This window comes from Rhodoflexus caldus, from assembly GCF_021206925.1.
Classification (GTDB): domain Bacteria; phylum Bacteroidota; class Bacteroidia; order Cytophagales; family Thermoflexibacteraceae; genus Rhodoflexus; species Rhodoflexus caldus.
Window position 1 is genome coordinate 1 of record NZ_JAJPRF010000008.1, and the last position, 24,801, is coordinate 24,801.

Sequence of the window (24,801 nt, forward strand, 5' to 3'; positions counted from 1 at the left end):
AGGCACTATTGTAAAGGCTGTAAAGGAAGCAAAAAAGGGCTACAACAAAGTAGTTTTGTCGGCATGTGTTTGACTGTCAATTACATAAGTCTTTATTGGTTAGTCCTCTTCTGGGCACTTTTGCACAAAAAACCCGCTTAGAGATGCTTCTAAGCGGGTTTTTTTCATGGAAAAGTAGATTGATTCGTTTTCTCATTTTATGAAGAACAGCCATTGTGCAAACTGCATAATGGCTATGTCTTCACATGGTTTTTTTGGAGTAGCTACTTTTTAAACACCAGCAGCGGAGTCCGTGTGCCGAAAGCAACCGATTGGCTGATGCTTGGATTAAATAGCTTGTCAAACCACGAGCGTTCGTGGGTAAACATTACAAGTAATGAGGGCTTTTCTTCGGCTACATACTGTTGAATGCCGGCTACAATATCGTTGTCATATTCGGTATGTACAAACGTGATATGCAGTTTGTCATAGTCAAATTTTGAGGTGAGCATATGCAAGGTTTTTTCCTTGTCAAATTTGGTTACGTCCACCAATTGAGGGTACACCGGATATACGTGGAAAAGGTCTATGGTTGCATGGAACGGTTTGGCAAAGGCTACAATTTTTGCAAGTTCATCGCCAAAGTCGGTCAGGTCTGAAGCATAACCGATTTTAGTAATGCTGTCTGCCGGAGTGTCGGCCGGTACTGCCAGTACAGGGATGCTCACTTGTGCAAACAACCCTGCCGTATTGCTGCCGAAAAATACTTTTTTCAGCCCGCTTGCACCTTGTGTACCCATAATAATCATATCGGCCTGATGCTTTTCAATAACTACGTGAATCATGTTCTTGAAAGCGCCGTATTCAACAGCCAAAGAGTAGCTGTCTGTAGCAGGGGTAATGCCCGAAGCAGTATATGCCTGTGCAACCTGCTTCCGCAGCTCTTCCATATTTTCCTCTATGTCACTTTTTACCAGTTCGTGGTACAAATGAACAGGGGCTGTTTCCGGTACAATCGTATCTGTAGCTCTGAAAAATACCAAATGGCTGCCGGTTGTATTGGCAAAGCGAATGGCGTATTGCATTGCTTTCAGTGCATTGTCAGAAAAGTCGGTGGGAACGAGGATGGTTTTCATAAAATCTGTTTGTTGATTGTAAGGTTATGCAATCTGAAAGCAATATAACAGACAGATGCCTGACAAACAATGCGCTAAGTCATCTTTTGTAAAAAAATACATTTTTTAATCGCTTGTCAGGCAAACCAACAGACTGCGTGCGCCGTGTGCGCCTATCACGAGCGATTGCTCAATGTCCGCCGTGCGCGAAGGGCCTGAAATAAACACACCAAAACCTTCGCTTATTTGTGCTATTTGCTGATAGGCGGCGTGCATATTTTCTACCAGATGTTTATCGGACAGTACAATTACTAAATGTTGCGTAATAAAGGGTAGCGCACGATGTATCATCTGTGTTTCGGTAAGCCAGATAGCACCGTTTTCTGCTACGCCGAGTAAACCTTGCACAATGGCAACATCTACCGTGGCCAGTTCTGCAGGGTGGCCAATGGTGTTTGGGTCTATATTGCCCTGTATGGCAGGGTGTGCGCTGCAAATATGAACAGCCTCCGGGTAGGAGGTGCGAATAGCTTGTCGGATGGCTTCTTCGGTGGGGGTGTGTATAACCGTAGCGCCAATGCGCCCGAGTATTTCCACAAATGCCGATTGTAATTCCTTCTCGGTTGTATGGGTGGCATATAAAGGAACGGTTGGCAAGTTGGCCTCGGCCGGGGGGGGGTTGCGGCGAATGGCACTGATAATTTGTTCGCGGTTGCTTTTCATATACTCAAAGAAACAAAATCAACTCAAAAAAAACACCCCTCCGCAAAATGCAGAGAGGTGTTTGGAACATAAACCTATTAAAACAACTTAAAACCTTTATTGCCAAAACAATGCGGAGCATAGATTAGTTGCAAGGGTTCTACTTTTGCTTGATTCGGAATTCCAAATCGTGCATGTCGCTGTAAATTTTTTCAGCTTCTTTTAAAATATCACCAACTACGCGCTGTCCGTCTGCTTTAGCGCTGTTAATGGGCTCATCTTTTTTTTCTTTGAGCGTTTCCATTAGCTCTTTCAAAGCATCCAAATACTTATCTAAACGATAGCTTAATCTGTCGCGAGTGTTAATTCCTTTGTCCGGTGCGAAAAGCATACCCGCCACGATCCCTGTTGCTGCACCGGCGATAAAACCTAAGAGAGTTCTTCCTGCTTTGCTCATAATGATTGAAGTGTTGTTATTCAAATATACGAAAATTTAAAATTATTTGTTGTCTATCAGGCCGCGACCGCTTTTCTTTACTTTGCCGGCCTGTTGCAGGTCGGTAGCAATTGTGTTGAGCAGGCCATTCACGAAGAAGTAACTTTTGGGAGTACTGTACATTTTGGAGATTTCAATAAACTCATTGATGGTTACTTTCACCGGAATACTTGGGAAGTGTATCATTTCGCTGATGGCGAGGTTGAGAATCACCTTGTCCAATACGGTTATGCGGTCAATATCCCAGTTTTGGGTGCGGTCTGCTATCATTTGCTGTGCCATAGCCGACTCTTGTACGCCTTTGGCAAACAGTTCAATCAGGTATTCTTTATCGTCTTGCCAGTTTGGGGAAAGCTCTTGCAACGGTATCTGCTCGCCTGCAGGTGCTTCTGCAATGCGTTTGATGGTTTTTACCGCCATGCTTTTAATAACGGGCATATTGTCTGTCCAGCCGATGTCGTTTTCTTCAAAATAGGCTAAAACGGCATCGTTGGAAAGGATGAACTGTTTGGCAATGCTCAGTACGATATTCAGTTCATCTTCATCGGTTGTTTCGGGCAGGCTGCGATACTGTTTGTAGAAGTCTTCTTTGAGCATGAGCTTGTACCACTCGCGCACAAGTTCGTTGTCCCACACAATGTTGCGGCGCAGGGCTTCGTCTTTGAGCGCACTGTGTGCAGCCAATTTAGCAATAATGGGATTTTTGGCCAGCTTAAAGGTGTATTCGGCAACGCTCACCTGAGTAAACTTGCGGTTGAGGCTGTCCTGATGTTCTTTTTTGGCTTGTGCGCCCAGCTCTACCAGCAACAAAAGAAAACGCAGGTAGTTGTCAAATATTTTTTCGGTTTCGCGCACCAAGGAGCGGCTCAGGTTTTCGTAATCTTTTTTGAGTGCCTGATGGTAAAAGCGAATGGCTTCGGCCGCAGATTTTTCAACCTTAGCGCTTACCGGACGGTCTAACGTGAGTGTTTTATTGAGATATTGTTCTTTGAATAATTTTTGTGCCTGTTCTCTTCCTTCTGCCAGTTTAACGGGGTCTTGCACTTCCATAGAGTTTAAATCCGGCAGAAAGTCGGATGCAATTTTATCTAATGCAAGTTCATAGTCCGATTGCTGACATTGTTGAAAAGCATAGAGGCTTTGTACAGCCTTAGCACGAAGTAATCGCCGATTGAGCATAGAAAAATATTAAACCGCTTAACACTTATGAAAAGCGGCGCAAATTTACTTAAAAAATGGTGAGCCTTTCAATCCCTGCAAGATATTAGCTATTGGGAAGCCCATTTTTTGGCTTCTTGCAGCGTGTCAAATACTTTGACTTCATATTTTGCATGGTTATTATCCATCAGGAACAGTTCAAGTGAAATATTGGAGAATAAATCTGTAGAACTGATGATTGCCATTTTTTGTAATCCTGCCATATTCATTTGAGGCGTCCATTCGGAAACTAACCAATCTACAATCTCATTCCACGGGCCAACAATGCTGGAATGATCCGCTATCAGTGATGTGATGTTGTATTCACGCACTATTTCAGCTATTTTACCATATCCGGTACTCAGTTCATCCATCAACAGGAAGCCTCGCCACTTGTAATACAATTGTTTTTTCGCAGTATCAGGCTCGAAAAACATGTATACATATCCGCCCTCATTTTTCAGTTCGAGCGCAGAGCCATTTTCGGATGCATGGGGCACTAATGTCTGATCCATCGGCTATCAATAGGGATAAAAAGCAGCACAAATTACGTTATTAGCCACCCAATTAACAAAACTGTTAGCAGAAAACCTGCGCAAATTCAAATTTATTACCATCAAACAGACCTAAGTCGCTCATTTTCAGTGAGGGTATTACAAGTAATGCCATGAAGCTCAGCGTCATAAAAGGGGCTTGCAAGGGTTGTGCCTGCACGGGTGCACAAAGTTGCTTGGCAAATGTGTCTATGTCCTGATAGGCCTGTGCTACATAGTAGGCATCATCTGCCGACATTAATCCCGCTACGGGCAGAGACAGTAGTTTGGTTTCTTCATTGTTGCAAGCCGAAATGCCGCCTTGGGCTTCAATAATGGCATTAACAGCTTTGGCCAGCAGTTCATCATCCGTGCCTACGGCTACAATGTTGTGCGAGTCGTGCGCTACTGATGAGGCAATGGCTCCCTGCCGCAATCCGAACCCGCGAATGAAGCCCACGGCAGGCGGCGCATTTTTGTAACGATTTATAACCACTATTTTGAGTAAATCTTTACCGGGGTCTGCAATGGCGAAACCATTGACAATGGTGGCTTTAACAAACTCTTCTTGTGTAATAAGTTCGCCGTCCAGTGCTACAATGGCGCGCACCGTATCGGAGGCCGCACGAACTTGCAGCGAATCGGCACTAATAGGTTGTGCATGGAAATAATTTTGCTTTTCTGCCACAGGCGCTTTAATAAACGAATGCCCGTTTTCTGCTACCAGTTCGCCGTTAATCCACGTTTGCAGCACTTTAAAATGCGTCAGGTCTTCTACCAAAATGCAATCTGCCGGGTCGCCGATGCGCAATTGACCAACGTCTAACCCGTAATGATAAATCGGGTTGAGGCAGGCAACCGTTAATACTTTAAAAACATCTACGCCTAAGGCTACGGCGCGGGCTGCCAATTGGTTAATGTGCCCTTCCAGCAAACTGTCGGGGTGTTTGTCATCGGAGCAGAACATTATTTGTTGCCAATGTTCGTGGAGCAAGGGGGCAAGTGCATTGAAGTTTTTGGCAGCGCTTCCTTCGCGGATAATAATTTTCATGCCGGCAGCCAGTTTGTCGAGCGCCTCTGCGGCCGTAAAACATTCGTGGTCGGTGCTCATGCCTGCCGCTGCGTATTGTCTTGCCTGCTCACCGCGCAAACCGGGTGCGTGCCCGTCAATGGGTTTGCCCAATTCCTGCGCGATTTTAATTTTTGCCGCTACGTCTTCGTTGCCGTACAGAACGCCCGGCCAGTTCATCATCTCGGCAAGATATTTGAGCTTGTCTGTTTGGAAAAGTTCTCTGACTTGTTCGGGGCTGATGGCTGCGCCCGCTGTTTCAAAGGCGGTAGCAGGCACGCAAGAAGGTATGCCAAAGCAGAATTTAAAAGGCACACTGTTGCCGTTGCGCACCATGTAGCGAATGCCTTCTACGCCTGTTACATTGGCAATTTCGTGAGGGTCGGAAACGGTAGCAACCGTGCCGTGCAGGGTGGCCAGCCGCGCAAACTGTGCAGGCACAAGCATAGAACTTTCAATGTGGACGTGTGCATCAATAAATCCGGGCATCAGAAAATATTTGCAGGGTGCATCGGTAGGTTGAATGTCGGCAATTTTACCGTGGCTGATTTGCACTTCGGCAGGAAAAATTTGGCGCGCTGCAATATTTACTACATTTGCACGTATGCTAATAAGATGATTCATAACCCTTTTTGATATGAAAAAAGCAATTTATTTTGTGCTGTTCTGTGTACTGACTCTGGGCTTTGGTTCGTGCGTGCACGCGCCTAATACGGGTTGGACACCACGCAAGTCGAAACCTATCCGCACCGGAAAGCCGGTTGAATATACAAAAGTGAATAAACGTATCCGAATGTGGTAATGAAAAAGAGGAGTTTATTGCAAAAATTCTCAGCAGGTAAGGCGCTGTTATTTATCTGCCTGTTAGGTATGGCAAGTTGCTATCATGCACCGCGCACAGCATGGACACCCGTAAAACCCAAAAGAGCTAAACCCGATGTTTACCCACGTTAATAAAACCCGATGGATAGTTTATTTGCTGTTGCTTGCAGCGTTCTCTTCGGGCTGTGCTTCGGGCAAAGGCGGCAGAAAATTAAAAAGAGGCAAACCGATTCCCTGTCCTGTTAAGGATTGCTAATGAGGCAATCGCTTGTTAGGCAAAATCACAAGTATTTGCAAGGGAAAATATTGTTTAGTGTTGAAAATCAAAAACTTAAACCTCTTGCCGTTGCTTGCGTCTTCACAAGCGACAGGCGTCGCTGGTGCAGACACCAACGACGGCAATAAATACGTCTTGGGCTTGTAAAGCCGCTTTGAGGCATTTTTTGGTAATTTTTAAATAATCGCAAACCGTACGGATATCCACGTTAAAATACAGCGCCATATTTTCCAGCGTTGGATAAGACTTTAGGTAGTGCAAGACAAAGAAAAGCGCCTCTTTGGGATTGGTAAAAACAGGTTGTTTTTTGATGTAAGGATTGCCTGATTTGGGCTTGTAGTATTGGCTAAAAACTTCGGCTAATTTTTCAAATTGTTCAAGAGTTAAGCCCGTAGCGGCTTTGCATTTTTTATCGCTGTTGAGATTAAAAAAGATGCTTGCCATATTGTATCTCTATTTGATAAGATTGCTACACAAAATTAAGCAATTAGCTGATAATCAATACACAAAAGGTCTAATATTTTACAATACTTCATCAAAAAAGGACATCATAAATTTGTTTAGTAATTTTTTTGTGCATATATTGCCTTAGTAATTTTTTATTCACTTAAACAAATTAGAAAATGAAAAAGATTCTCTGTCTACTTATTTTATTGTCAGTTCCCTTTATCTCTGATGCTGCGCAATGTTCTTGTGAGGCTTATGCTGATGGCTGGGCTTTTCATATTACCTATCAAACTAATAGTGATAATTGCACAGATAATATCATATGGGAAAGTGGGACAGGTTATGCTCAGAATCTCAATGAGCCGGAGTCAGAAATGATTACAGCTAGTTGGGCTGATCCTAGTCTATGCTTATAGTTTTTAGTTCAACCATTTAAATCACATTATTCATGAAAACTCTCCTTAATGAAACCTTGAGCATGGCGTTACTGGCAGTAGCGTTATTCTCTTCTTGTCAGCAGAATATTCATCCTAAAGAAGATTCTATGGCTGAATTAAATTCTAAAAAGAATTTAAATTACATTAAACTTGATGAAAAAGATAGCAAACCACGCTTTGCTTTAGGTGAAGAAGCACCTATTTTACTGACGGGACGCAACAAACAAGAAGCATGGGAGGCTGCCAAAAAGATGGCGCCCTTGAACAATCGCTTGAAAGAAGACCTTACACCTGAGCAGGTCGGTCAGTTGGAAAAAGAGTATTTAGCCAATTTTGAAGCGGGTTCCGGTCAGGAACTCACTGCCCGCCTGTTCTTTGCAGTTAAAGTACTGGATCAATACTGGCTGGAACAGCCCGCAAGTGCAGAAAAAACTGAACGGGTGAACTACTATGCCAACCTGTTTTACGAAAATCAGTACGGTGATCCTATGCTGACTGTCAGAATTTTAGACTACCTGAAAGACAGAATCGCATCCGGCACATGGCATGGAATGGCGCAGGAATTTTTATTGCGTGGCAAAGCCATCACAGCTGCGCGGGAGGCTTCTGTAACCCAACAACAACACAAAAAACCTGCTACTACACCAATGGGGCAAGCATTAGACGACAAACAGCGACAGTATGTAGAAATCCGTAAACAAGAATTAGTTACACTGGAAAATATGTTGGTGCGTAACCGCTGATGCGTTTATTAAGCATTGGTATTATACAAACAAGACACCCGACGGATTTTGAAATCCATCGGGTGTCTTGCTTATGCGGCTGCACTGCACTTTCAACTGAAGCCATGTTGCGCTAATGGCAGCCTAATCACAATCCATGCAGCAGATATTCGGGCTAATCAAAATGAAAATGAATACCGACAGAGTGTACCGGGCGAACCGTTAGGAAATATGCCTGCCGTCCATTTCGCAGATCATTGCGATAGCGGTAGTCCATTAGTGCTGTTTCACCCGAAATGGATAGGCGCGGAAGTAAAAAATATTTGGCACCAATAAAAGCTGTCGCACCTAAATGAAACAAGCCGGAACCATCAAAAAAACTTGATCCAAATCTGAATACTCCCACCTCTGCACCATAGTGCAATTGAAAACGCTTCCAGTGCTGCTGCCATTCAATACCTGGCATGACAGAATACTCATACACGTTGTTGGATCGGATATTTCGTATTGTAAAACTTGAAAAATACTCAAATCTCAATCGGAAGGCATAATGCCTGACTGTATTCAAATCTTTATATTTCTGCCTGTTAAGTCGGATCAGTGTCTGGTAAGTAGGTAAGAGCTGCCTGCTTGGATAGTCTATTAGACCGAAAGCATTAATCATGACACCCATATCCCACTTGTAGCCGCCGTAGTCTGTGCGCGTTGTTTTCAGTGAATCGCTGTTGCTATTGGCGTATGCGTAAATAGCAAGTACACAAAATAGCAGTGACAGTATTATTTGTTGAATATTTTTCATTGTGAAGCCTAAAAAAAGAAATGAAAATTAACAGAGTGAATCGGACGACTGTACATATGAAACCCACTGGGCGGTATGTACTTGAGCATCCAAAGTAGTGTTTCGCCGGATATTGCAATTCGCTGTGTGGGGAAATAACGCACACCTGCAATGAAGCGAAAAGGAAACGAATGCAAGGAAAGAAACCTATTACCGCTGACATCTTGAACTGTATTAGCATCTATTCCTACTTCTGTTGCCAAGATGCCGTGCAGATTTCCAAATCGCTTCTGCCATTCTATACCTCCTTGTATAATGAGTTCGCGCTCATTTCGCGGAAATACTAATTGCCCGGAGTCAGCTTCGGTTTGTGATAGGTTATAGCCTACCCGAAAGCGGTAGGCATAGTGTATCGTACTTTTATTAGCCCTTTGTTTGCTTCGGTGAAGCCTGAATAGGATATTGTAGTCTGCCATATCGGTATGTTGCCCTACCATACCCGTGATAAGTGGGAAAAGATCAATAGAAATATCTCTCCTGAAATCCCCGTACTTAGTAGAATCGTGCTATGCGCGTACTTCATACATGCCAATACTCAAAAGCATTACTGCTAAGAAGCATATGGATAGTTTAATTAGCTGTTTTTGCATGGATTGATTGATTTAGGTTGTAATTAGGCAAATGTAGCAATATTTTTGTTTATAACGAAAATTTGAGTGATAATTACTGTTAATTTATATATCTAAAATGAGGCTGTTGATTTTTTTGTTCATTATAGATGTTGGCTTCTGATGATTTGTTTTTTGGACAGCCTCAAAATCTCACTATCTTACGCCATCCTTAGTTGATAGCTGAAAATGAAAGAACTTCTGATAAGCTCCCTACGTGCTTACAGCCGTATGGCGCATCTGATCAATGAATACATCGGGCGCGGCGTAGCGTGGCTCACTACCGTGTTGGTAATTGTATTCTGCATAGATGTCATCATTCGCTATGTTTTTAAAAGCAGCAGCGTAGCTTTCTACGAAGCCGAGTGGCACATTTTTTCTATTATTTTCCTGATAGGTGCGGGCTATTCGCTGCGGCACGACCGCCACGTGCGGGTAGATGTTTTCTACTCGCGCTTCAGTCCCCAAACAAAGGCTTGGGTCAATTTTTTTGGCGTACTGCTGTTTTTATTGCCTTTTGCGGTCTTGGTTATTAAGGCTTCCATTCCCTATGTGGCCTTGTCTTATCGCATCAACGAAGGCTCTGCCGATGCGGGCGGGCTGCCTTATCGCTATCTGATTAAAAGTACGATGATGATTGGTTTTGCGCTGCTGCTGCTCCAAGGCATTGCGCTGTTGCTGGATAGTTTATTGGTGATTCTGGGTATTCAAAAATCTTCTGAAAACGAATGATTGCGCTGCTGCTTTTTCTGACCTTGTTTATTTTGCTGTTGCTCGGCTTTCCGGTGGCGTTTACGCTGGCGGGTGTTTCTATCATATTCGGGCTGTTTACTTTCGGGCTGGAACTTTTTAACCTGCTGCCGCTTCGGATTTACGGCACGATGAACAACTACGTGCTGATTTCTGTACCCTTGTTTGTTTACATGGGCGTTATGCTGGAAAAATCGGGTATTGCCGAGCGCCTGCTTAACGCAATGACGATGTTTTTTGGCGGCCTCCGCGGCGGATTGGCGCTGTCCGTAGTTATTGTCGGTACGCTGCTGGCGGCTTCTACGGGCGTGGTAGGCGCAACTGTGGTAACAATGGGCTTGCTGAGCCTTCCGGCTATGCTGGCACGCGGTTACAGCCCCTACCTTGCTACGGGAACAATTGCTGCTTCGGGGACGCTGGGGCAGGTGATTCCGCCAAGTGTGATTTTGGTGCTGTTGGGCAGTGTGATGAATATTTCGGTGGGTGATTTGTTTGTAAGTGCGGTTGTGCCAAGTTTATTGCTTGTTTTTGCTTATATAGTTTACATCATTGTTTTTTCCATCATCAGACCTGAGGCTGCACCGGCTATTCCTGCCGAAGAGCGCGCCGCATTTAAGGGAGATGGTTTTTACGGGCGCATGTTCAGAGCATTTGTGTTGCCCATGATTTTGGTCGTATCGGTGTTGGGAGCCATCTTTGCAGGCATTGCCTCCCCAACCGAAGCGGCAGGCGTAGGGGCATTTATGGCAACTTTGCTGACTGCTTATGAGCGCAAACTCAACCTGAAAGTACTTCGCGAAGTAATGGCAGAAACTACGCACCTGACGGTGATGGTATTCATCATCCTGATTGGCGCAACGGCTTTCGGCTTGGTTTTTAGGGGCGTAGGCGGCGACCACGACTTGGTGCAATTGATTGAAAGCTCGAACCTAAGCCCTTATGCTTTTCTGGCTTTTGTGATGTTGGGTATTTTTATTGCCGGCTTTTTTATTGATTTTATTGAAATTATTTTCATTTTCATGCCGGTAATTGTACCTGTTTTTGTCCGCTATCAGATTGATTTGCTTTGGGTGGGCATGTTGGTATGTATGAACCTGCAAACCTCTTTCCTGACACCGCCGTTCGGCTTTTCATTGTTCTATCTGAAAGGGGTTGCTCCTCCGCAAATTACCACACAGCACCTTTACCGCGGCATTATTCCCTTCATTGTGATTCAGTTATTAGTGTTGCTTGCGGTTGCTTTTTATCCCGAACTGGCTACTTGGCTGCCCAAGGCGCTGCGTTAAGATTTTTATTATCGGGCAGATTAAGCACGATATTCTATTCTTGTGATTGGCGTTTTCTTGCTTGTATACACAAACAAAACTTGACGGGTCTTTTAGACCTGTCAGGTTTAAATAGTTGATTTTCAAAAATTTACATTAATCGCAAACCTCTTGCGCTTTTCTATAACAAAAAAGTCTTCACTGATGTAAAGCATATAATACAGGCTTGCTTGGCGAGGCATCCATCATCAGGCTGATGATACCGAGTTGCAGCAGATAATCGCCGTCTGCGATAGTATCAGGCACATAAATCAGTTCGGTAATGGTGCTTTCGCGGCGGGTTGCCTGCGGATACTGCCAGAAATTGCGGTGCATAAGCAATCGGCCGCCGTCCTCTTCCCTGTCCACCGAAGGCAAATCGCAGAGCAGGTGCTTAATGCCTTTGCTTGCCAGTAACCGTCCACATTCTGCATGAAAATAGGGTGGATTAGTACCGGAATACTGCCGCACCCGTTTATTGTCAGCATTGGGTAATGTCCTGATAATCAATGCTTCAGGGATGTTTGTAAGGATTGCCTTTTCTAATTGTTCCGGCAAAATACAAAGGTCGCCGTTGGACAGTTGCGCAGGTTGTATGCTTATCAGACGGGCAAAAAAAAGGAATTGGCGCAGACATTCGTGAATAGTGGCGCCATCAGCGGAAATGTGCCCGTAGCACTCGGTATGTGTGCCGTTCCCGTGTGGCGTTATGTGCAGGCGTTGGTAGTTGCAACTGCCGCCTGCCGCCACACTGCCAATAAAAGTATCTCCAAAACTGATAGTTTCGGCCGTCGGTTCTTCGGCATAATAACAGTTGGGGTTTAATTGATTGATATTCAGTGGCATAGATATATCCAAAGGTTGGGTTATATCTGCTGTCCACTGCTGTTGATTGAAGCAAAAATTCAATGACATAGAAAAGACAGGAGTTTGAAAAATTGATGTAACTTGCATAAATAAGCAAACAAACCCTACAAAATTATTCGATTGCTGTGCATAAAATAGTTACCTTATTTTTTTTGCTGAGCATGGCGAGTCAAGTGCTACTGGCTCAGTGCGAATCGGTACCAAGCGTAGCCACGCCGAGTAATATTGCCGCTATTACCTGCCAAAGCAATACCATTGCCAATGGCAATACGATTAATAGCGGAAATTCACCGGCTTTTCTCAACAATACCACCATCAGCGACTTGTCCATTAACAATCAGGGGGTTGCCGTAGCTTGCGGTACATCTGCCATCAGCAATAATTTGACAATGAACGGGGGTGCTTTTGGCAGCCGTTTGCATATCAACGGTAACACTACTATTGGCAGCGGTGGTTCTTACAGCAGTGATGCGATTATTGTTATACAAAACGGCGGCACATTAACCACCACCAGAGGCAATTTTAATAACGCAACCATTGTTGTGCGCAGTGGCGGAACGTTGAATTTGAGCACTTCGTTGGATAACGTGACCATTATTGTAGAAAACGGAGGTACTGTAAACCTTTCCACAGGCGTTAGCGCATTGGGAAATGTTACCATCGTTGTCAATCCGACAGCAACACTCAATATTGCCGGAACAGGTAGTTTGGACTTCAACGGTACAACGCGGTTGATTAACTACGGGTCTATCACTACTGCCAGAAATATTGCTTTGCAAAACTCAAATGCTCGCATATTTAATGCACTCAACTCCTCACGTTTGACTTTTGGCGATTTGACTATCAATAACGGCAAGTTGGTAAACTATGGAGGCGTTACCGCCAATGCTCTGAGGATTAATAACAATGGTACCGACGGACAAAACATTTGCATGAGCGGAAACTCTGCCATCAGTATATCTACCATTGTCACCAATGACAGGCTCAACAGTGTGCAAGCGTTCGGCACGGCTTGTTTCCGCATTAGGGGAACAGGCGCTAATCAGTTAAACAGTAGCCTGACTAACACAAGCAGCCTGACCATGTGCATTCCGACAGGCATGGCACCTTCAACAGGCGGTGCAGCTGGTACGAACAATGGTTTTGGCGCAGCCACACAAGTACTCAATTGCAACAATGACAACCTGTGCAACCAGATTTTACCCGTAACATGGGTGTCGTTTATCGGAAAAGCCACAGAAAACAGCATCGTATTGGAATGGACTACGGCCTATGAATTTAACAACAGCCACTTTGAAATACAGCGCAGCAGCAACGGCGTGGAATTTATCACCATCGGAACGATAGCGGGCGCAGGTAACAGCCGTAATTTACAGGTTTATCGATTCATTGATAATGAGCCGCAGAGGGGCATTGCGTATTACCGAATCAGGCAAGTAGATTTTGACGGAGCATATGACTATTCAAAGGTAATAACGGTTGCTCCGCTGCTGTCGGACAAATATTCGGCCGCAGTGGCCAACAATCAGTTGCTCATACAAGTACAGCAACCAATTGATTTCCTGCATATTGCATTGATAGACCTTTCCGGTAAAGTCATTGGCGAGTGGCGCATGTTATCGCTCAATGTCGGCCAATATGCATTTGATTTGCCCGTTCATAAAGGCTTTTACCTGTTGCATATGAATGCGGACGGCAAAGAGATGAATCGTAAATTAGCGGTTGAACCTTAAAACTTTTGGCTGATGCAAACCATCCGATGGGGCATTGCAGGCCTTGGTAAAATTGCCGGCCGCTTTGCCGAAGATTTAAAATTGCTGCACGACCATCGGTTGGTTGCCGTTGCCTCTCGCAGTGCCGAAAATGCGCGACAGTTTGCCCAACGATACAACGCCGACTATTGGTTTGATGATTTTCGGCTGTTGGTTGGCTGCCCTGAGATAGATGCAGTTTATGTGGCTGCACCTCATGCCGACCACTATACGCTGACCATAGCGGCACTGCAAAACGGCAAGCATGTACTTTGCGAAAAGCCAATGGGCATCAACGCTGCCGAAGTGGCTGCCATGCAAAAGTTGGCCACCGAAAAAGGCTTGTTTCTGATGGAAGCCCTCTGGACGCGCTACATGCCTTCTTTTCTGAAAATGCTGGAATGGTTGCCACAGATAGGTGCAATCAGAGAGATTCGCGCCGACTTCGGCTTTGCAGCCCATTTCCCCGACGAGCATCGGCTGATGGATAAAAACAAGGGCGGTGGCTCGCTGCTTGATATCGGCATTTATCCTGTTTTTTTAGCATTGCAACTGCTCGGGAAACCTGAAAAAATAGCTGCCACTGCTACTTTCAACCATTCGGGTATAGATACCTCCTGTCAAATCACATTTGACTACCCGCAAAAAAATTGCAAAGCAATGCTATCGTGCAGCATTTTGGAAGACACGGTTTCGGAGGCTGTTATTACGGGTGAAAACGGCAGCATTCACATGGCAAAACCGTGGCACAATTGGGGAACGGTAACGCTGCATCTGCCCGATAAAGAACCCGTTTTGTTTATCCCCGAAAAACGGGGTATCGGTCTTTGGTTAGAAACAGTTGCCGCAGGTGAAGCAATCCGCTCCGGTAAGGCAGAGGAGCCGCTGCTGCCGCACGCAACCAGCTTGCAGATAGCGCAAACACTGGATGAAATTCGCTGCCTGATTGGTTTGGTATATCCGCAGGATATGCGGGTTGAGGCATAAAAACATCACAGCAACAGTGCAGGTAAGTCATTTACGCACCGCATCGGGTTGATTTCGGAGTAAGCAAGTGAGAGATTTGACGCAAATTTTTTGCTATTCATTTGATAATCATCACGTTATGTGCGAAAAGATCAAAATGAAACATGAGCGCAAAAATGTAAGTCTTTGAATTGTATTTTTCTGATGCGGGTAAATTTGTACGGACAGGATATGCCCTGTCCGTACGGGTGAAACACCAATTAAATTAAACTTTTCCAAGATTCTATCGTGTAGTTCGCATTAGGCCGAAATTCTTCTTTGCCCAACGGCTTAGAACCTTGCTCCAACGGAGAGGTACCAGTTGCGGCCTTCGCCGGGCATAATACCGGGGCCGGGATAGCCGCCTGCACGGCGAGTAAAGTAGCGTTCATCGGTTAGGTTGTTTACGCCTGCACGCACATTGTAACGTTGCAGAAATCGCCAAGTAGCCGAAATATCCATTACCCGATAGGCCGGTACCATGCCCGTTACGGCAGTGGCAGGTGCAATGCGAGTGTTGTTGGCATCAGAAAAAGCCTCGCCCACAGCACTCATTTGCCAAGTTGCCGAAAAACCTTTGTTGGTATAAGTTGCACCTATGCGGTGTATGTAGGATGGGGCATTCTCTACCTTGTTGCCTTTCAGATTGGTTTCTACGGGTACGTTGTTTACAATACTTACCACTCTCAGGTCTGCATATTCGGCATTTATCCACGAAAGCGAAGCAAACAGATTGATATAGCCAAGTTTTGAGCGGTCGGTAATGGCTGCAATCGGGGCAAACTCTACGTAGCTTTCTATGCCTTGGGTGCGGCTGCCGCCTACGTTGGTGCGTAGTTGGAAGCGGCTGCCGTCAGGCCGAATCTGGTTGAGCGTGCCAATGCGATTGTCATATTGTAAGTAGAATGCGCTCACATCGTAGGTAACAATATTTTTATAACTGCCGCGAATACCCAAGTCGGCATTGAAGCCCGAAGCATCGCGCAGATTTTCATCAATAACATCGGTAGTGGCAGGGGGCGTAATCTCCGAAAACAATACAGGGCGATAAGACTGTGAAATATTAGCGTAAATATTGGCCTCCGGTGCAAGGTTGAGCTCCGTTCCGATACCTGCCAGCATAAAATTGCGCTGTTTTTCAGTGCGCGGCATCAAAATGGCCGAGCCGTTTGCAGCACGTCCGAATTGCCCTTCGCCTGTATTTTTCACCATTTCATAGCGAATACCCGGCGTAACTGTCCAGTTCTTTGTCAGGCGGAATATATTTTCCACATAAACCGAAGTGTTATGGGTCATAAATTCCAGATTGCGAGGATACTCGGCTTCCTGCAAATTCAGATTGAAGTCGCTGCCGGTGTCGCCTCTGCCGTTTTGTCTGCGGCGCGTAGCGCCTGAATAGTAGCGCAAACCTGCGGCAATGGTGCTTTCCCGATTCAGGAGTTTATAGTTGATGACGTTACGCCATTCTGCACCAAAGTTGCGGTAAGAATCGCGGTCTAACTGGCGCGGGTTAAACGTGCCGGTTTGTGCGTTCAATGTGTCGGGGATGTTAATAGCCCGCACATAACCGATACTGTTGCGCTCGGCTATCAGCCCGAACACTTTCAGGCTTGACTTCCATTGCTCCGTAACTTGATAATCAACGGTGAGTGCAGGCACAGTCCAAGGCGTACTGAACCAGTTGCGGGCGCGGCTGCTTTGGCGGGCATCTTGCGCAAACTGCGCATCGGTCAAACCGCCCGGCTGTTGGTTTTTGTAGAACAATCTGGATATTTCAAAACCTATGTTCAGTTTTTCGGTAACGGCATAGTTCAAGTTCAAATGCAGGTTTGTAATGTTATACGCACTGTTTTCGCGCCAGCCGTCCGCCTGACGGTGGTGTACGTAGCCGTAGTAATTCAACTTGCCAACGGTGCCGCCTACCGCATTAAATGTGCTGAACATGCCAAAGCTGCCTGTACTTTGCTGCGTTTCCACAGAGATTTTGCGGTTGGCATCGCCGCGTTTCAGCACGTAGTTCAGCAAACCGCCAAACTGCGGTCCGTATTGCAGTGAAGAAGCACCGCGCACAATCTGGATGCGTTCCACGGCTTCCATAGGCGGGTTATAATAGGCCTCGGGGTAGCCGAAAATATCGGAACTGATGTCATAGCCGTTTTGGCGAACGTTGAACTCCCATGAGCGGTTCGGGCTGAGACCGCGAGAGGCAACCCCCACCTGCACCCCCGAGCCGTCATTTTCCCAAACACTAATGCCCGGCACTTTGGCAAAGACCTGTCGGGCATTGTTGGTAATCAGGTTGGCATCTAACCTGTCCATGCGCACAACCTCCGTTTTTTTACCTGCAAAAATGGAAGTGCCCTCCACATCGGCAAGTTGGTCGGCAGGGCGCACACCGCGCGCTCCGGCAATCACAATTTCGCCCAATTGAATAATCTGTTCTTCAGCAACCAATTTTACATCGGTTACTTCTTTGGCACGCACGCTGATGCGTTGCTCGGCAATTTTCAGATGAACCGCACTTGCCGAGAGGATATATTCACCCACGGGTACTCCTGTTATTTCAAAACTGCCGTCTTCGGCACTCACTGTTCCGCGAAGAGTGCCTTTTAATACAATGCTTACACCGCCAATCGGACGACCGTTTGCATCCGTAATCATTCCTCTGACCGTACCTTTATCCGGTACGCCGTTGTCGGGAGGCAAAACGGCAAATGAACTGTTGGTAAGCATGAAAAGCAGTAAGCTCAAGCAGTAGGTTAGTAAACGCATATAGTTAAGTTTATTTAGACTGATTTTAAATAATGAGCAAAGCTATCATGCGAACATTTCACATCCAAATTGTCGGTGCATATTTTTTTAAATTCTGCTGCGCGGCTTTTGCGTAGCTGCCCGATTGCTGCCTGCTGCAAGAAATATCGTTTGCCCTGTTATATTTGTACATTGAAACCGTGCAAACATGTTTGATAGTCTTATTAAATATCTGGAAATCAACATTGAACTTGTCAAGCTGGACATCAAGGAGATGGTCGCCAAGATGATTGTGGATGTCATTAAGCTGGTAGTGGTTGGTTTTTTGTCAAGCATGGCACTCATCTTTTTAAGCATCGCATTGGGTTTGTGGCTCGGCGAAATAACCGGCAGCATGATTCAGGGGCTTGGCATTGTAGGCGGTTTGTACCTGTTGTCTGCTGCGGTTTTCGTAGTTGCCCGCAAAAAGCTGCGTATGGTTTTTGAGAGAGTTGTTTCTAAATATATACCTGATAATCAACAGCTTATCAACGAATTGACGCAAGAACATGAAAAATCTGAGCATTGATGAGCAGCGCGAGCTCCTGAATCGCCGCAAAGAGGAATATAAGCACTCTCTGACCACATCGGTTGAAGAGACCAAAGCCGAAATAGGCAGCAAACTGCAAACCATTGCCTTTGCAGCGGGGGCAGTGCTGCTGGGCTATTTAGTAGTTAAAGTGGTGGACGAACTGACCCATAAAAAGGAAGAAGCACGTCAGCCGTCCGAACAACCGCCGGTACAAATGCCGATTTATCAGCCGCAGCCGCCGGCACAGCACGAGGCGGGTTTTTCGTTTACCAATTTTCTGAAAGAACAACTTGCATTTTTTTTAGTCAGCCTCGCCAAGGATAAAATGTACGAACTCATAGATTTTGCCCTGCACAATCTGCGCCATCATATGCCTGCCAAACCTGCACAGGAACAGGCGGAAAATGAATAAAAAGCATATTTGATTGCAATTATGGCAATAATGTGCTTACTTTGCCGTCAAATGCAAAGTGATACGCCTTACATTACCCTTTCCCATTTCGTGCTCGTAGCAGTACAGGCTACTCATTTGCGTATTCTCCCTGTCCGTAGGCCCTGAAAAGGGCATATTTTCTATTGCTGCATCCGTTGCGGCACATCTCCGAAGCATTGTGTCTATAAATCTGTATTTGCTGCGTAACATATTCAGCAGAACTTTCAGACACGCAATTTATTTTACCTGACTTTTCTTACTTTCAACTGTCAAAAACAATGGAAATTATTGTTCAAGTTGCCGGAGAACAGCACTTGGAATACGCGCAGGAAATCTGTCGCCAAATTGAGGAATCAGCCAAAGCACGCGGCACAGGCATTGCCAAGCGCGACCCGGAGTATATCAAACAAAAAATTCGCGAAGGCAAAGCCATTATCGCTTTAACCGATACAGGCGTTTTTGCCGGCTTTTGCTACATTGAAACATGGAGTCACGGCAACTACGTAGCCAACTCCGGTCTGATTGTCAATCCGGAATTTCGCCAACACGGGCTTGCCAAAAAGATTAAGGAACAAGCCTTTAACCTCTCACGCGAAAAATTTCCGGATGCCAAAATTTTCGGCTTAACTACCAGTTTGCCGGTGATGAAAATCAACTCCGACTTAGGCTACAAACCCGTTACGTTTTCCGAACTCACCAACGACGAATCGTTTTGGAAGGGCTGCCAAAGTTGCGTGAACTATGATATTTTGACGCGTACCAACCGCAAGCACTGCCTTTGCACGGGTATGCTTTACGACCCCAAATGGGAGGAGGACAAAAAGAAAACCATTGAACCGGAAGCCAAAAAAACCTTCAAACTCAAAGAAAAAATCTACGAGCGCTGGCTGCGATTCAAGGCTTTCGTCCTTTTAAAAGACAAAGACAAGAACAACGGAAAAAACAATCATACAAACGCTACCAAGCCTGAACCCCAAACCATCAATGCCTGATATGAAAGAAAAAGTAATACTTGCCTTCAGCGGCGGATTAGATACATCGTTTTGTGCCAAATACCTGAGCGAAGAAAAAGGGCTGGAAGTACATGCTGCCATAGTAGATACAGGCGGGTTCAGCACCGAAGACATGCGGCGCATAGAAGCACGTGCCCATGAACTTGGCGTAGCAAGTTTTACCTGCCTGAACGAGGTAGATAATTTTTATCGGCAGTGCATTCGCTACATGATTTACGGCAACGTGCTGCGCAACAATACCTATCCGCTTTCGGTAAGCGCCGAACGCGTATTTCAGGCATTGGCTATTGTAAACTATGCCAAAAAAATCGGCGCACAGTATATCGCACACGGCAGTACGGGAGCCGGCAACGACCAAGTGCGCTTTGACTTGGTATTTCAGATAGCAGCTCCCGAAATTGGCATTATTACCCCCATCCGCGACTTACGCCTTTCGCGTGAAGAAGAGATTGAGTATCTGAAAAAACATGGTGTCGGTGGCAACTGGGAGAAAGCAAAATATTCTATCAATCAGGGCATTTGGGGCACAAGCGTAGGCGGTAAGGAAACGCTGACTTCGCACCTCTCTCTGCCCGAAGAAGCCTATCCAAGCCAATTGCAAACCACTGAGCCGCAGACAATTACTCTGACCTTTGAGAAAGGCGAACCTGTGGCACTCAATGGTGAAAAACACGGGGGCAGCGTTGGGGTGATTCAGGCATTGAACGCACTCGGCAGCCGCTATGCCATTGGCCGCGATATCCACATTGGCGATACCATTATCGGTATCAAAGGTCGCGTAGGTTTTGAAGCACCTGCTGCGCTGATGACCATTAAAGCGCATCATGCCCTTGAAAAACACGTACTTACCAAATGGCAGGCCTACTGGAAGGAGCAGTTAGGCAATTGGTACGGCATGATGCTGCACGAAGGGCAGTACCTCGAGCCGCTGATGCGAAACATTGAAACCTTCCTGCAAGACACCCAACACAACGTAAGCGGCGAAGTTTATATCAAACTGATGCCGTATCGCTTTGAAATTCAGGGCATCAGCTCCCCGCATGACCTTATGGCATCTAAATTTGGCCAATACGGCGAAATGAACAACGCATGGACAGGCGACGACGTAAAAGGATTTACCAAGATTATCGCTAACCAGATGAAAATTTATTTCCAAGTCAATGGCCAAAGCTGAAAAACTGACATACGAAAAAGCGTTGGAAGAACTGCAAGCGATTCACAACGCCTTGGAAAACGATGAAATAAGTATTGATGAACTCTCTGCAAAGGTGGAGCGAGCCTACGAATTGCTCCATTTTTGCAAAGAACGCCTCCGTGCTACCGAAGCACAATTAGAACAACTAATGAAAGAAAATGAGTAACCCCCTTGTTGAAATTTGTCTCTCGCCCGAACTGCTGCATTTGCATGAACTAAGCGGCCGCACGGTTGTTGTTGCCGATATTTTGCGGGCTACCTCCTGCATGGTGGCCGGACTGGCAACGGGCATTGCAAGCATTACGCCCGTCGCTTCTTTGGAAGAAGGCCGAGCACTGATGGCACAGGGCTATATCGGTGCAGGCGAGCGCGACGGTAAACAGGTTGAAGGATTCCACATGGGCAACTCTCCTTTCAGTTATATGGAACCTTACCTGAAAGGTAAAAAAGTAGTAACCACTACTACTAACGGCACTCAGGCCATCCAAAAATCGCGGGCGGCAGCGCAAATCGTCATCGGGGCGTTTTTGAATCTCTCCGCCGTGGCTGCGCATGTAAAAGCAGCCGGCAGGGATGTCGTTATTGTTTGTGCTGGATGGAAAGGCAAGGTTAATTTGGAAGACACTCTGTTTGCAGGTGCGCTGGCACGCAAGCTGGAAGGCTTTTTTACGTGGGAAGACGATGCTATACTTGCTGCAAGCGAGCTGTATGCCAATATGCAAATGGATTTGCACGCACACATCAGCCGCTCATCTCATTATCAACGGCTTGCAAAGCTGGGCATTAAAGAAGACATTCGCTTTTGCTTAGAAATAGACCGCTTTGATGCAGTACCCGTACTTGAAGGCAATGAGATAGTGGTCAAATAAATTTTTACTGCGTAATTGTGCAGATTAAGAGGTTCTTTTTTACTGCGGAGCTCACAAAGGTTAAATCGCGGAGCATTTCAAGGAAATAATCATTGGGACAAACGCTTCGCGCACTTTGCAGTATAAAAGTTGGAAGGTTGTTTTAAATTGCTTATCTGAGCAAAATGAAGCACTCTTGTTGTTAGGGGCTGCGGTGTGCAACTGCTAACGGGCTTTTGCGGAATCCCTGCCGTTAGGCAAAGCCCCCGACAGCGGGATTTTCAGTGGCGACAGATGTTTTACCGCCGTTTGCAAGTGTGCTTGAATCAAAAAAAACAAAGTATGGCAAAACAGAAAGATAAATACGTAAAAAATCTCAGCGTGCGCAATAAGCGCGCGGCATTTGAATATTTTTTTCTAGATAAATACACGGCAGGCATAGTGCTGCGCGGCACGGAAATCAAAGCCATGCGTTTGGGTAAATTCAATATGGAAGATGCTTATTGCCTGTTTAATGAAGCGGGGGAACTGATTATTCGCAATTTGCACATTCCTGAGTATGAGATGGGCAACATACACAACCACGAGCCCAAAGCCGACCGCAAACTGTTACTGACTAAGCGCGAGCTGAAAAAGTTACAAAACGGGCTAAAAGACGTTGGCCTGACGATTGTTCCCACACACATTTTTATCAATGACCGGGGGCTGCTGAAAATAGAAATCGCACTTGCCAAAGGTAAAAAACTCTATGACAAGCGCGAAACCATTAAAGAACGCGATTTGAAGCGTGCGATGGATTAGCCGCTATATTTTACTAAGCCCTAATCCGCTGTTTAACATTTTTTGCGTGCGGTCTCTTACGCGGGCATCGGTTGCTTGTGCCACAATGGTTTGCAATACTCGGCGCTCATCTACCGCAGCCAGTTGCTCGGGTGTGCGTATGCCGTCTGCTGCCGCAATTTGTTCCAATGCCTGTCTGAAAAAACTTGCGGTGCGCGTAATCCACTGATTGACCGTTAAATCAATCATGGTGGCAATACCCGCTTCCGAGCGTATGATAGAAGCTAACGGAATACCGCTGTAAAGTTGTCCGCCAAGCACAAGGTCTGTTCTCATGCCCAAAGCAGGCGATACGTAGCCGCGCGTTGCGCTTTCTATTTGTGCTAAAATTACGCTGGGGTGAAACCCTGCCGCAATAAAAGCAGTTGTCAGTTGCTTATTGGTTTTGATGTAGGCACAAGCCTCATCTCCGCTGAGTATGGTGCCGGTTTCGGGGGAGGCACAAGTAATAATCGGTCGCGGAGTTGCATTGACCACGTCAATACCATATTGGCCGAACATCTGCTGGAATACCTGCGGCTGTTTACTCTTAACAATCATCAGCATAGCGCCTAAGCCACCGCCTGCACCACCTGCAAACTGGATAAAGCCATAAGAAAAAATAGCTTTGTCATAGCTGTTAATCGCATCAAAATTGCCCTCATTTTCCGATACGACTTTCAGGGCGCGCGCCAGTGGCAGCGAAAGCCCTACCTGCGTATAGGCCTCTACCGGAATATTGCGCGGGCTGGATTTGCCCACATACATGATGCCGTCTGCATATACCCGATGCGCACTGTTGATGTTATCTCGAAAGGTAGCCGTATCTGTGCCGCCGGTAGGCAGCGGATAAGTTACCCTGTATTGATTAAATCCGGCTTGTGGCAACACCTGCACCTGAAATACATTGCGGGCAGCCCTAATGCTTTGCATGTTCATTGAACTTCCACCGGAAACGGTTGCCACGGGCGGCTGATAAAATCCTGTAGAAGGTTGTACCGGATGGGGGGCGGCAGTTACGCCGGAGCCCGCCGGAGGTGCCACGCGCAGTTGCTGACCTATCGAGAGCGAATCGCTGCGAAGAGCATTCCACATCCGAATACTGTCAACGGAAACACCATAGCGACGCGCGATGGCAAAAAGCGTATCACCGGCCTGAACGGTATGTATCATAAGAATATCTGTTATTAACAAGAAAAAAGCGGCCGCAAAGCCGCTTGGAAGTTATGAATAAAATAGAAGCAAAACAAAATTTAGCGTGTAGGGCCGTTATCTACCTTGGTTTCCAGCGTGTTTTGCAATGATTGCGGCAAACTTGCAAAGAAGTTCAACCCCGTAGCCTGCTCAATGGCACGCACACTTACTCGATAGTCGCCCCATGGTTTTTCCTCAACGGACTGCGTATTGGGCGTATCAACGGCAATGATGCGTGTATTGGCATTGATGCGGGTGATATCGTTAGTGCCAACGGGCAGTACGACAATCACTTTCCAAATTCTTGAAGGAACGGTAATTTGACCATTGGCAATATTGGTGGTCGTACCGTTGCTGCCTGTGCCTCCTCTACCGTAAACGCCGGAGTAAATGTACATTTCATTGCCTTCATCTGCCAAACGACGACAGTATTCTTCCAGCAAACGCCAAGTTTCTTGGTTGTTTTTAGGTGCCTGAGGGACGATATTGGTCATCAGGAAAGTGGCGGAATTATCTTCTTCGCTGCCATCGCGGTCATCGGAAGGGCACATGTGGCCGCGGTCAAAACCGGAGCCCGTATAGTGGTTGGTGGTTGCACGAAACCACGATGCAGGCAAAGAAGGGTCAAAGCGGAAGTTGTTTTGTCGTCGGGCAGTGCCGCGCCATGCTTTGCTTAAATGCCATGCTACCCAGTTAGCGGTGCCGCGCGAGCGATTATAAGAAACAACAAATTGCGGATGTTCTATCAAAAAGTTGTCGTAATTGCGCTCATCCTTTGTTGCATTGCTTGGATTCCCCAACGCCAAGTGCGGGTCGCGGGTAGGTTGTGAAGCATCGGTTGTGTTTCCTCCGGGTGCAGGTTGCGTAGCAGGGGGCTTGGTAGTTGTTTGATTAGGCTCGGGGGATGAAACTTCCACTCCCTTACATTTGCCTAAAATCACAAACAAGGCAACAATAATGACGGCTATAACGCTTTTCGTTTGCATGATTCACATTTGTTTTCATGCAAAACTAAGGAAGATGTCGGAAAAAATCAATTATTATTTACTTTTGCAGAA

27 protein-coding genes are annotated in these 24,801 nt (G+C 46.0%); 14 read left to right on the plus strand and 13 right to left on the minus strand.

Going from position 1 to position 24,801, the window contains the following annotated elements; translation table 11 throughout:
• Positions 1 to 263: 263 nt before the first annotated feature.
• The 6 genes from NDK19_RS10120 to ade all read right to left on the minus strand — a co-directional run bounded on the left by NDK19_RS10120 (position 264) and on the right by ade (position 5,715).
• A complete protein-coding gene (locus NDK19_RS10120) occupies positions 264 to 1,115 on the minus strand; it encodes a universal stress protein (RefSeq protein ID WP_250631761.1) in 852 nt (283 codons plus the stop codon).
• A gap of 105 nt (positions 1,116 to 1,220) precedes the next feature.
• Positions 1,221 to 1,817, minus strand: a complete 597-nt coding sequence (locus NDK19_RS10125) for a LutC/YkgG family protein (RefSeq protein WP_250631762.1) — start codon at positions 1,815 to 1,817, stop codon at positions 1,221 to 1,223.
• Positions 1,818 to 1,956: 139 nt separating this feature from the next.
• Complete coding sequence (locus NDK19_RS10130; RefSeq protein ID WP_250631763.1) at positions 1,957 to 2,253, minus strand: YtxH domain-containing protein; 297 nt, start codon at positions 2,251 to 2,253, stop codon at positions 1,957 to 1,959.
• Positions 2,254 to 2,295: 42 nt separating this feature from the next.
• Entirely contained in the window at positions 2,296 to 3,471 is a 1,176-nt protein-coding gene (locus tag NDK19_RS10135) for a transcription antitermination protein NusB (RefSeq protein ID WP_250631764.1), read from the minus strand.
• A gap of 89 nt (positions 3,472 to 3,560) precedes the next feature.
• Positions 3,561 to 4,004, minus strand: coding sequence for a hypothetical protein (locus NDK19_RS10140; RefSeq protein ID WP_250631765.1), 444 nt, complete (start codon positions 4,002 to 4,004; stop codon positions 3,561 to 3,563).
• 64 nt (positions 4,005 to 4,068) lie between these two features.
• Positions 4,069 to 5,715 (minus strand): adenine deaminase, encoded by a 1,647-nt coding sequence (gene ade / locus NDK19_RS10145; protein WP_250631766.1) that lies wholly within the window; start codon positions 5,713 to 5,715, stop codon positions 4,069 to 4,071.
• Between the two features lie 313 nt (positions 5,716 to 6,028).
• Here ade and NDK19_RS10150 point away from each other — a divergent pair, with 313 nt between their 5' ends.
• Positions 6,029 to 6,169: a hypothetical protein gene (locus NDK19_RS10150; protein WP_250631767.1), complete on the plus strand. Its 141-nt coding sequence runs from the start codon at positions 6,029 to 6,031 to the stop codon at positions 6,167 to 6,169.
• A 102-nt stretch (positions 6,170 to 6,271) separates the two neighbouring features.
• On the opposite strand, the gene NDK19_RS10155 is transcribed toward NDK19_RS10150, so the two are convergent.
• Positions 6,272 to 6,634, minus strand: coding sequence for a transposase family protein (locus tag NDK19_RS10155; protein ID WP_250631768.1), 363 nt, complete (start codon positions 6,632 to 6,634; stop codon positions 6,272 to 6,274).
• 179 nt (positions 6,635 to 6,813) lie between these two features.
• Here NDK19_RS10155 and NDK19_RS10160 point away from each other — a divergent pair, with 179 nt between their 5' ends.
• On the plus strand, positions 6,814 to 7,053 hold the full coding sequence (locus NDK19_RS10160) for a hypothetical protein (protein WP_250631769.1): 240 nt from the start codon (positions 6,814 to 6,816) through the stop codon (positions 7,051 to 7,053).
• A gap of 32 nt (positions 7,054 to 7,085) precedes the next feature.
• Positions 7,086 to 7,817 (plus strand): hypothetical protein, encoded by a 732-nt coding sequence (locus NDK19_RS10165; protein WP_250631770.1) that lies wholly within the window; start codon positions 7,086 to 7,088, stop codon positions 7,815 to 7,817.
• A 154-nt stretch (positions 7,818 to 7,971) separates the two neighbouring features.
• Here NDK19_RS10165 and NDK19_RS10170 read toward each other — a convergent pair whose 3' ends face one another.
• Positions 7,972 to 8,595: a hypothetical protein gene (locus NDK19_RS10170; RefSeq protein WP_250631771.1), complete on the minus strand. Its 624-nt coding sequence runs from the start codon at positions 8,593 to 8,595 to the stop codon at positions 7,972 to 7,974.
• Positions 8,596 to 8,603: 8 nt separating this feature from the next.
• Complete coding sequence (locus NDK19_RS10175) at positions 8,604 to 9,071, minus strand: hypothetical protein (protein ID WP_250631772.1); 468 nt, start codon at positions 9,069 to 9,071, stop codon at positions 8,604 to 8,606.
• 402 nt (positions 9,072 to 9,473) lie between these two features.
• Here NDK19_RS10175 and NDK19_RS10180 point away from each other — a divergent pair, with 402 nt between their 5' ends.
• Positions 9,474 to 9,974, plus strand: a complete 501-nt coding sequence (locus NDK19_RS10180) for a TRAP transporter small permease subunit (RefSeq protein WP_250631773.1) — start codon at positions 9,474 to 9,476, stop codon at positions 9,972 to 9,974.
• Positions 9,971 to 11,278: a TRAP transporter large permease gene (locus NDK19_RS10185; RefSeq protein WP_250631774.1), complete on the plus strand. Its 1,308-nt coding sequence runs from the start codon at positions 9,971 to 9,973 to the stop codon at positions 11,276 to 11,278. Before NDK19_RS10180 ends, NDK19_RS10185 begins: the two co-directional genes overlap by 4 nt.
• 177 nt (positions 11,279 to 11,455) lie before the next feature.
• On the opposite strand, the gene NDK19_RS10190 is transcribed toward NDK19_RS10185, so the two are convergent.
• The gene (locus NDK19_RS10190; protein ID WP_250631775.1) at positions 11,456 to 12,211 is read right to left on the minus strand and encodes a cyclase family protein; all 756 of its coding nucleotides are present in this window, start codon (positions 12,209 to 12,211) and stop codon (positions 11,456 to 11,458) included.
• A 113-nt stretch (positions 12,212 to 12,324) separates the two neighbouring features.
• Between NDK19_RS10190 and NDK19_RS10195 the strand changes: the two genes are divergently transcribed.
• Together NDK19_RS10195 and NDK19_RS10200 are read left to right on the plus strand one after the other, a co-directional pair.
• The gene (locus NDK19_RS10195; protein ID WP_250631776.1) at positions 12,325 to 13,896 is read left to right on the plus strand and encodes an autotransporter outer membrane beta-barrel domain-containing protein; all 1,572 of its coding nucleotides are present in this window, start codon (positions 12,325 to 12,327) and stop codon (positions 13,894 to 13,896) included.
• 12 nt (positions 13,897 to 13,908) lie between these two features.
• A complete protein-coding gene (locus NDK19_RS10200; protein WP_250631777.1) occupies positions 13,909 to 14,901 on the plus strand; it encodes a Gfo/Idh/MocA family protein in 993 nt (330 codons plus the stop codon).
• Between the two features lie 309 nt (positions 14,902 to 15,210).
• Here the strand turns inward: NDK19_RS10200 and NDK19_RS10205 are convergent, their stop codons facing one another.
• On the minus strand, positions 15,211 to 17,670 hold the full coding sequence (locus NDK19_RS10205) for a TonB-dependent receptor (protein ID WP_250631778.1): 2,460 nt from the start codon (positions 17,668 to 17,670) through the stop codon (positions 15,211 to 15,213).
• Positions 17,671 to 17,878: 208 nt separating this feature from the next.
• On the opposite strand from NDK19_RS10205, the gene NDK19_RS10210 reads away from it, so the two are divergent.
• The 7 genes from NDK19_RS10210 to smpB all read left to right on the plus strand — a co-directional run bounded on the left by NDK19_RS10210 (position 17,879) and on the right by smpB (position 22,531).
• Complete coding sequence (locus NDK19_RS10210) at positions 17,879 to 18,238, plus strand: phage holin family protein (RefSeq protein ID WP_250631779.1); 360 nt, start codon at positions 17,879 to 17,881, stop codon at positions 18,236 to 18,238.
• On the plus strand, positions 18,219 to 18,653 hold the full coding sequence (locus NDK19_RS10215) for a hypothetical protein (protein WP_250631780.1): 435 nt from the start codon (positions 18,219 to 18,221) through the stop codon (positions 18,651 to 18,653). The genes NDK19_RS10210 and NDK19_RS10215 overlap by 20 nt, the downstream gene beginning before the upstream one ends.
• A 299-nt stretch (positions 18,654 to 18,952) precedes the next feature.
• The gene (locus NDK19_RS10220; RefSeq protein ID WP_250631781.1) at positions 18,953 to 19,666 is read left to right on the plus strand and encodes a GNAT family N-acetyltransferase; all 714 of its coding nucleotides are present in this window, start codon (positions 18,953 to 18,955) and stop codon (positions 19,664 to 19,666) included.
• A 1-nt stretch (position 19,667) separates the two neighbouring features.
• The gene (argG, locus tag NDK19_RS10225) at positions 19,668 to 20,861 is read left to right on the plus strand and encodes an argininosuccinate synthase (RefSeq protein ID WP_250631782.1); all 1,194 of its coding nucleotides are present in this window, start codon (positions 19,668 to 19,670) and stop codon (positions 20,859 to 20,861) included.
• Positions 20,848 to 21,048 (plus strand): exodeoxyribonuclease VII small subunit, encoded by a 201-nt coding sequence (gene xseB / locus NDK19_RS10230; protein WP_250631783.1) that lies wholly within the window; start codon positions 20,848 to 20,850, stop codon positions 21,046 to 21,048. Before argG ends, xseB begins: the two co-directional genes overlap by 14 nt.
• Positions 21,041 to 21,751: a 2-phosphosulfolactate phosphatase gene (locus NDK19_RS10235; protein ID WP_250631784.1), complete on the plus strand. Its 711-nt coding sequence runs from the start codon at positions 21,041 to 21,043 to the stop codon at positions 21,749 to 21,751. Before xseB ends, NDK19_RS10235 begins: the two co-directional genes overlap by 8 nt.
• 321 nt (positions 21,752 to 22,072) lie before the next feature.
• A complete protein-coding gene (smpB, locus tag NDK19_RS10240) occupies positions 22,073 to 22,531 on the plus strand; it encodes an SsrA-binding protein SmpB (protein ID WP_250631785.1) in 459 nt (152 codons plus the stop codon).
• A 3-nt stretch (positions 22,532 to 22,534) separates the two neighbouring features.
• Here the strand turns inward: smpB and NDK19_RS10245 are convergent, their stop codons facing one another.
• A complete protein-coding gene (locus NDK19_RS10245; RefSeq protein WP_250631786.1) occupies positions 22,535 to 23,722 on the minus strand; it encodes a LysM peptidoglycan-binding domain-containing protein in 1,188 nt (395 codons plus the stop codon).
• Between the two features lie 80 nt (positions 23,723 to 23,802).
• Positions 23,803 to 24,729 carry a DNA/RNA non-specific endonuclease gene (locus NDK19_RS10250; RefSeq protein ID WP_250631787.1) on the minus strand — a complete coding sequence of 309 codons (927 nt, stop codon included), beginning with the start codon at positions 24,727 to 24,729 and terminating at the stop codon, positions 23,803 to 23,805.
• Between the last annotated feature and the right edge of the window lie 72 nt (positions 24,730 to 24,801).

Coding starts and splice junctions, on each gene's coding strand:
- NDK19_RS10235 (WP_250631784.1), top strand. CDS start 21,041: ATGAGTAACCCCCTTGTTGAAATTTGTCTCTCGCCCGAACTGCTGCAT.
- NDK19_RS10245 (WP_250631786.1), bottom strand. CDS start 23,722: ATGATACATACCGTTCAGGCCGGTGATACGCTTTTTGCCATCGCGCGT.
- NDK19_RS10250 (WP_250631787.1), bottom strand. CDS start 24,729: ATGCAAACGAAAAGCGTTATAGCCGTCATTATTGTTGCCTTGTTTGTG.
- NDK19_RS10200 (WP_250631777.1), top strand. CDS start 13,909: ATGCAAACCATCCGATGGGGCATTGCAGGCCTTGGTAAAATTGCCGGC.
- NDK19_RS10160 (WP_250631769.1), top strand. CDS start 6,814: ATGAAAAAGATTCTCTGTCTACTTATTTTATTGTCAGTTCCCTTTATC.
- ade (WP_250631766.1), bottom strand. CDS start 5,715: ATGAATCATCTTATTAGCATACGTGCAAATGTAGTAAATATTGCAGCG.
- argG (WP_250631782.1), top strand. CDS start 19,668: ATGAAAGAAAAAGTAATACTTGCCTTCAGCGGCGGATTAGATACATCG.
- NDK19_RS10170 (WP_250631771.1), bottom strand. CDS start 8,595: ATGAAAAATATTCAACAAATAATACTGTCACTGCTATTTTGTGTACTT.
- NDK19_RS10190 (WP_250631775.1), bottom strand. CDS start 12,211: ATGTCATTGAATTTTTGCTTCAATCAACAGCAGTGGACAGCAGATATA.
- NDK19_RS10125 (WP_250631762.1), bottom strand. CDS start 1,817: ATGAAAAGCAACCGCGAACAAATTATCAGTGCCATTCGCCGCAACCCC.
- NDK19_RS10220 (WP_250631781.1), top strand. CDS start 18,953: ATGGAAATTATTGTTCAAGTTGCCGGAGAACAGCACTTGGAATACGCG.
- NDK19_RS10185 (WP_250631774.1), top strand. CDS start 9,971: ATGATTGCGCTGCTGCTTTTTCTGACCTTGTTTATTTTGCTGTTGCTC.
- NDK19_RS10120 (WP_250631761.1), bottom strand. CDS start 1,115: ATGAAAACCATCCTCGTTCCCACCGACTTTTCTGACAATGCACTGAAA.
- xseB (WP_250631783.1), top strand. CDS start 20,848: ATGGCCAAAGCTGAAAAACTGACATACGAAAAAGCGTTGGAAGAACTG.
- NDK19_RS10180 (WP_250631773.1), top strand. CDS start 9,474: ATGGCGCATCTGATCAATGAATACATCGGGCGCGGCGTAGCGTGGCTC.
- NDK19_RS10175 (WP_250631772.1), bottom strand. CDS start 9,071: ATGGTAGGGCAACATACCGATATGGCAGACTACAATATCCTATTCAGG.
- smpB (WP_250631785.1), top strand. CDS start 22,073: ATGGCAAAACAGAAAGATAAATACGTAAAAAATCTCAGCGTGCGCAAT.
- NDK19_RS10165 (WP_250631770.1), top strand. CDS start 7,086: ATGAAAACTCTCCTTAATGAAACCTTGAGCATGGCGTTACTGGCAGTA.
- NDK19_RS10195 (WP_250631776.1), top strand. CDS start 12,325: ATGGCGAGTCAAGTGCTACTGGCTCAGTGCGAATCGGTACCAAGCGTA.
- NDK19_RS10150 (WP_250631767.1), top strand. CDS start 6,029: ATGTTTACCCACGTTAATAAAACCCGATGGATAGTTTATTTGCTGTTG.
- NDK19_RS10210 (WP_250631779.1), top strand. CDS start 17,879: ATGTTTGATAGTCTTATTAAATATCTGGAAATCAACATTGAACTTGTC.
- NDK19_RS10140 (WP_250631765.1), bottom strand. CDS start 4,004: ATGGATCAGACATTAGTGCCCCATGCATCCGAAAATGGCTCTGCGCTC.
- NDK19_RS10130 (WP_250631763.1), bottom strand. CDS start 2,253: ATGAGCAAAGCAGGAAGAACTCTCTTAGGTTTTATCGCCGGTGCAGCA.
- NDK19_RS10215 (WP_250631780.1), top strand. CDS start 18,219: ATGAAAAATCTGAGCATTGATGAGCAGCGCGAGCTCCTGAATCGCCGC.
- NDK19_RS10155 (WP_250631768.1), bottom strand. CDS start 6,634: ATGGCAAGCATCTTTTTTAATCTCAACAGCGATAAAAAATGCAAAGCC.
- NDK19_RS10135 (WP_250631764.1), bottom strand. CDS start 3,471: ATGCTCAATCGGCGATTACTTCGTGCTAAGGCTGTACAAAGCCTCTAT.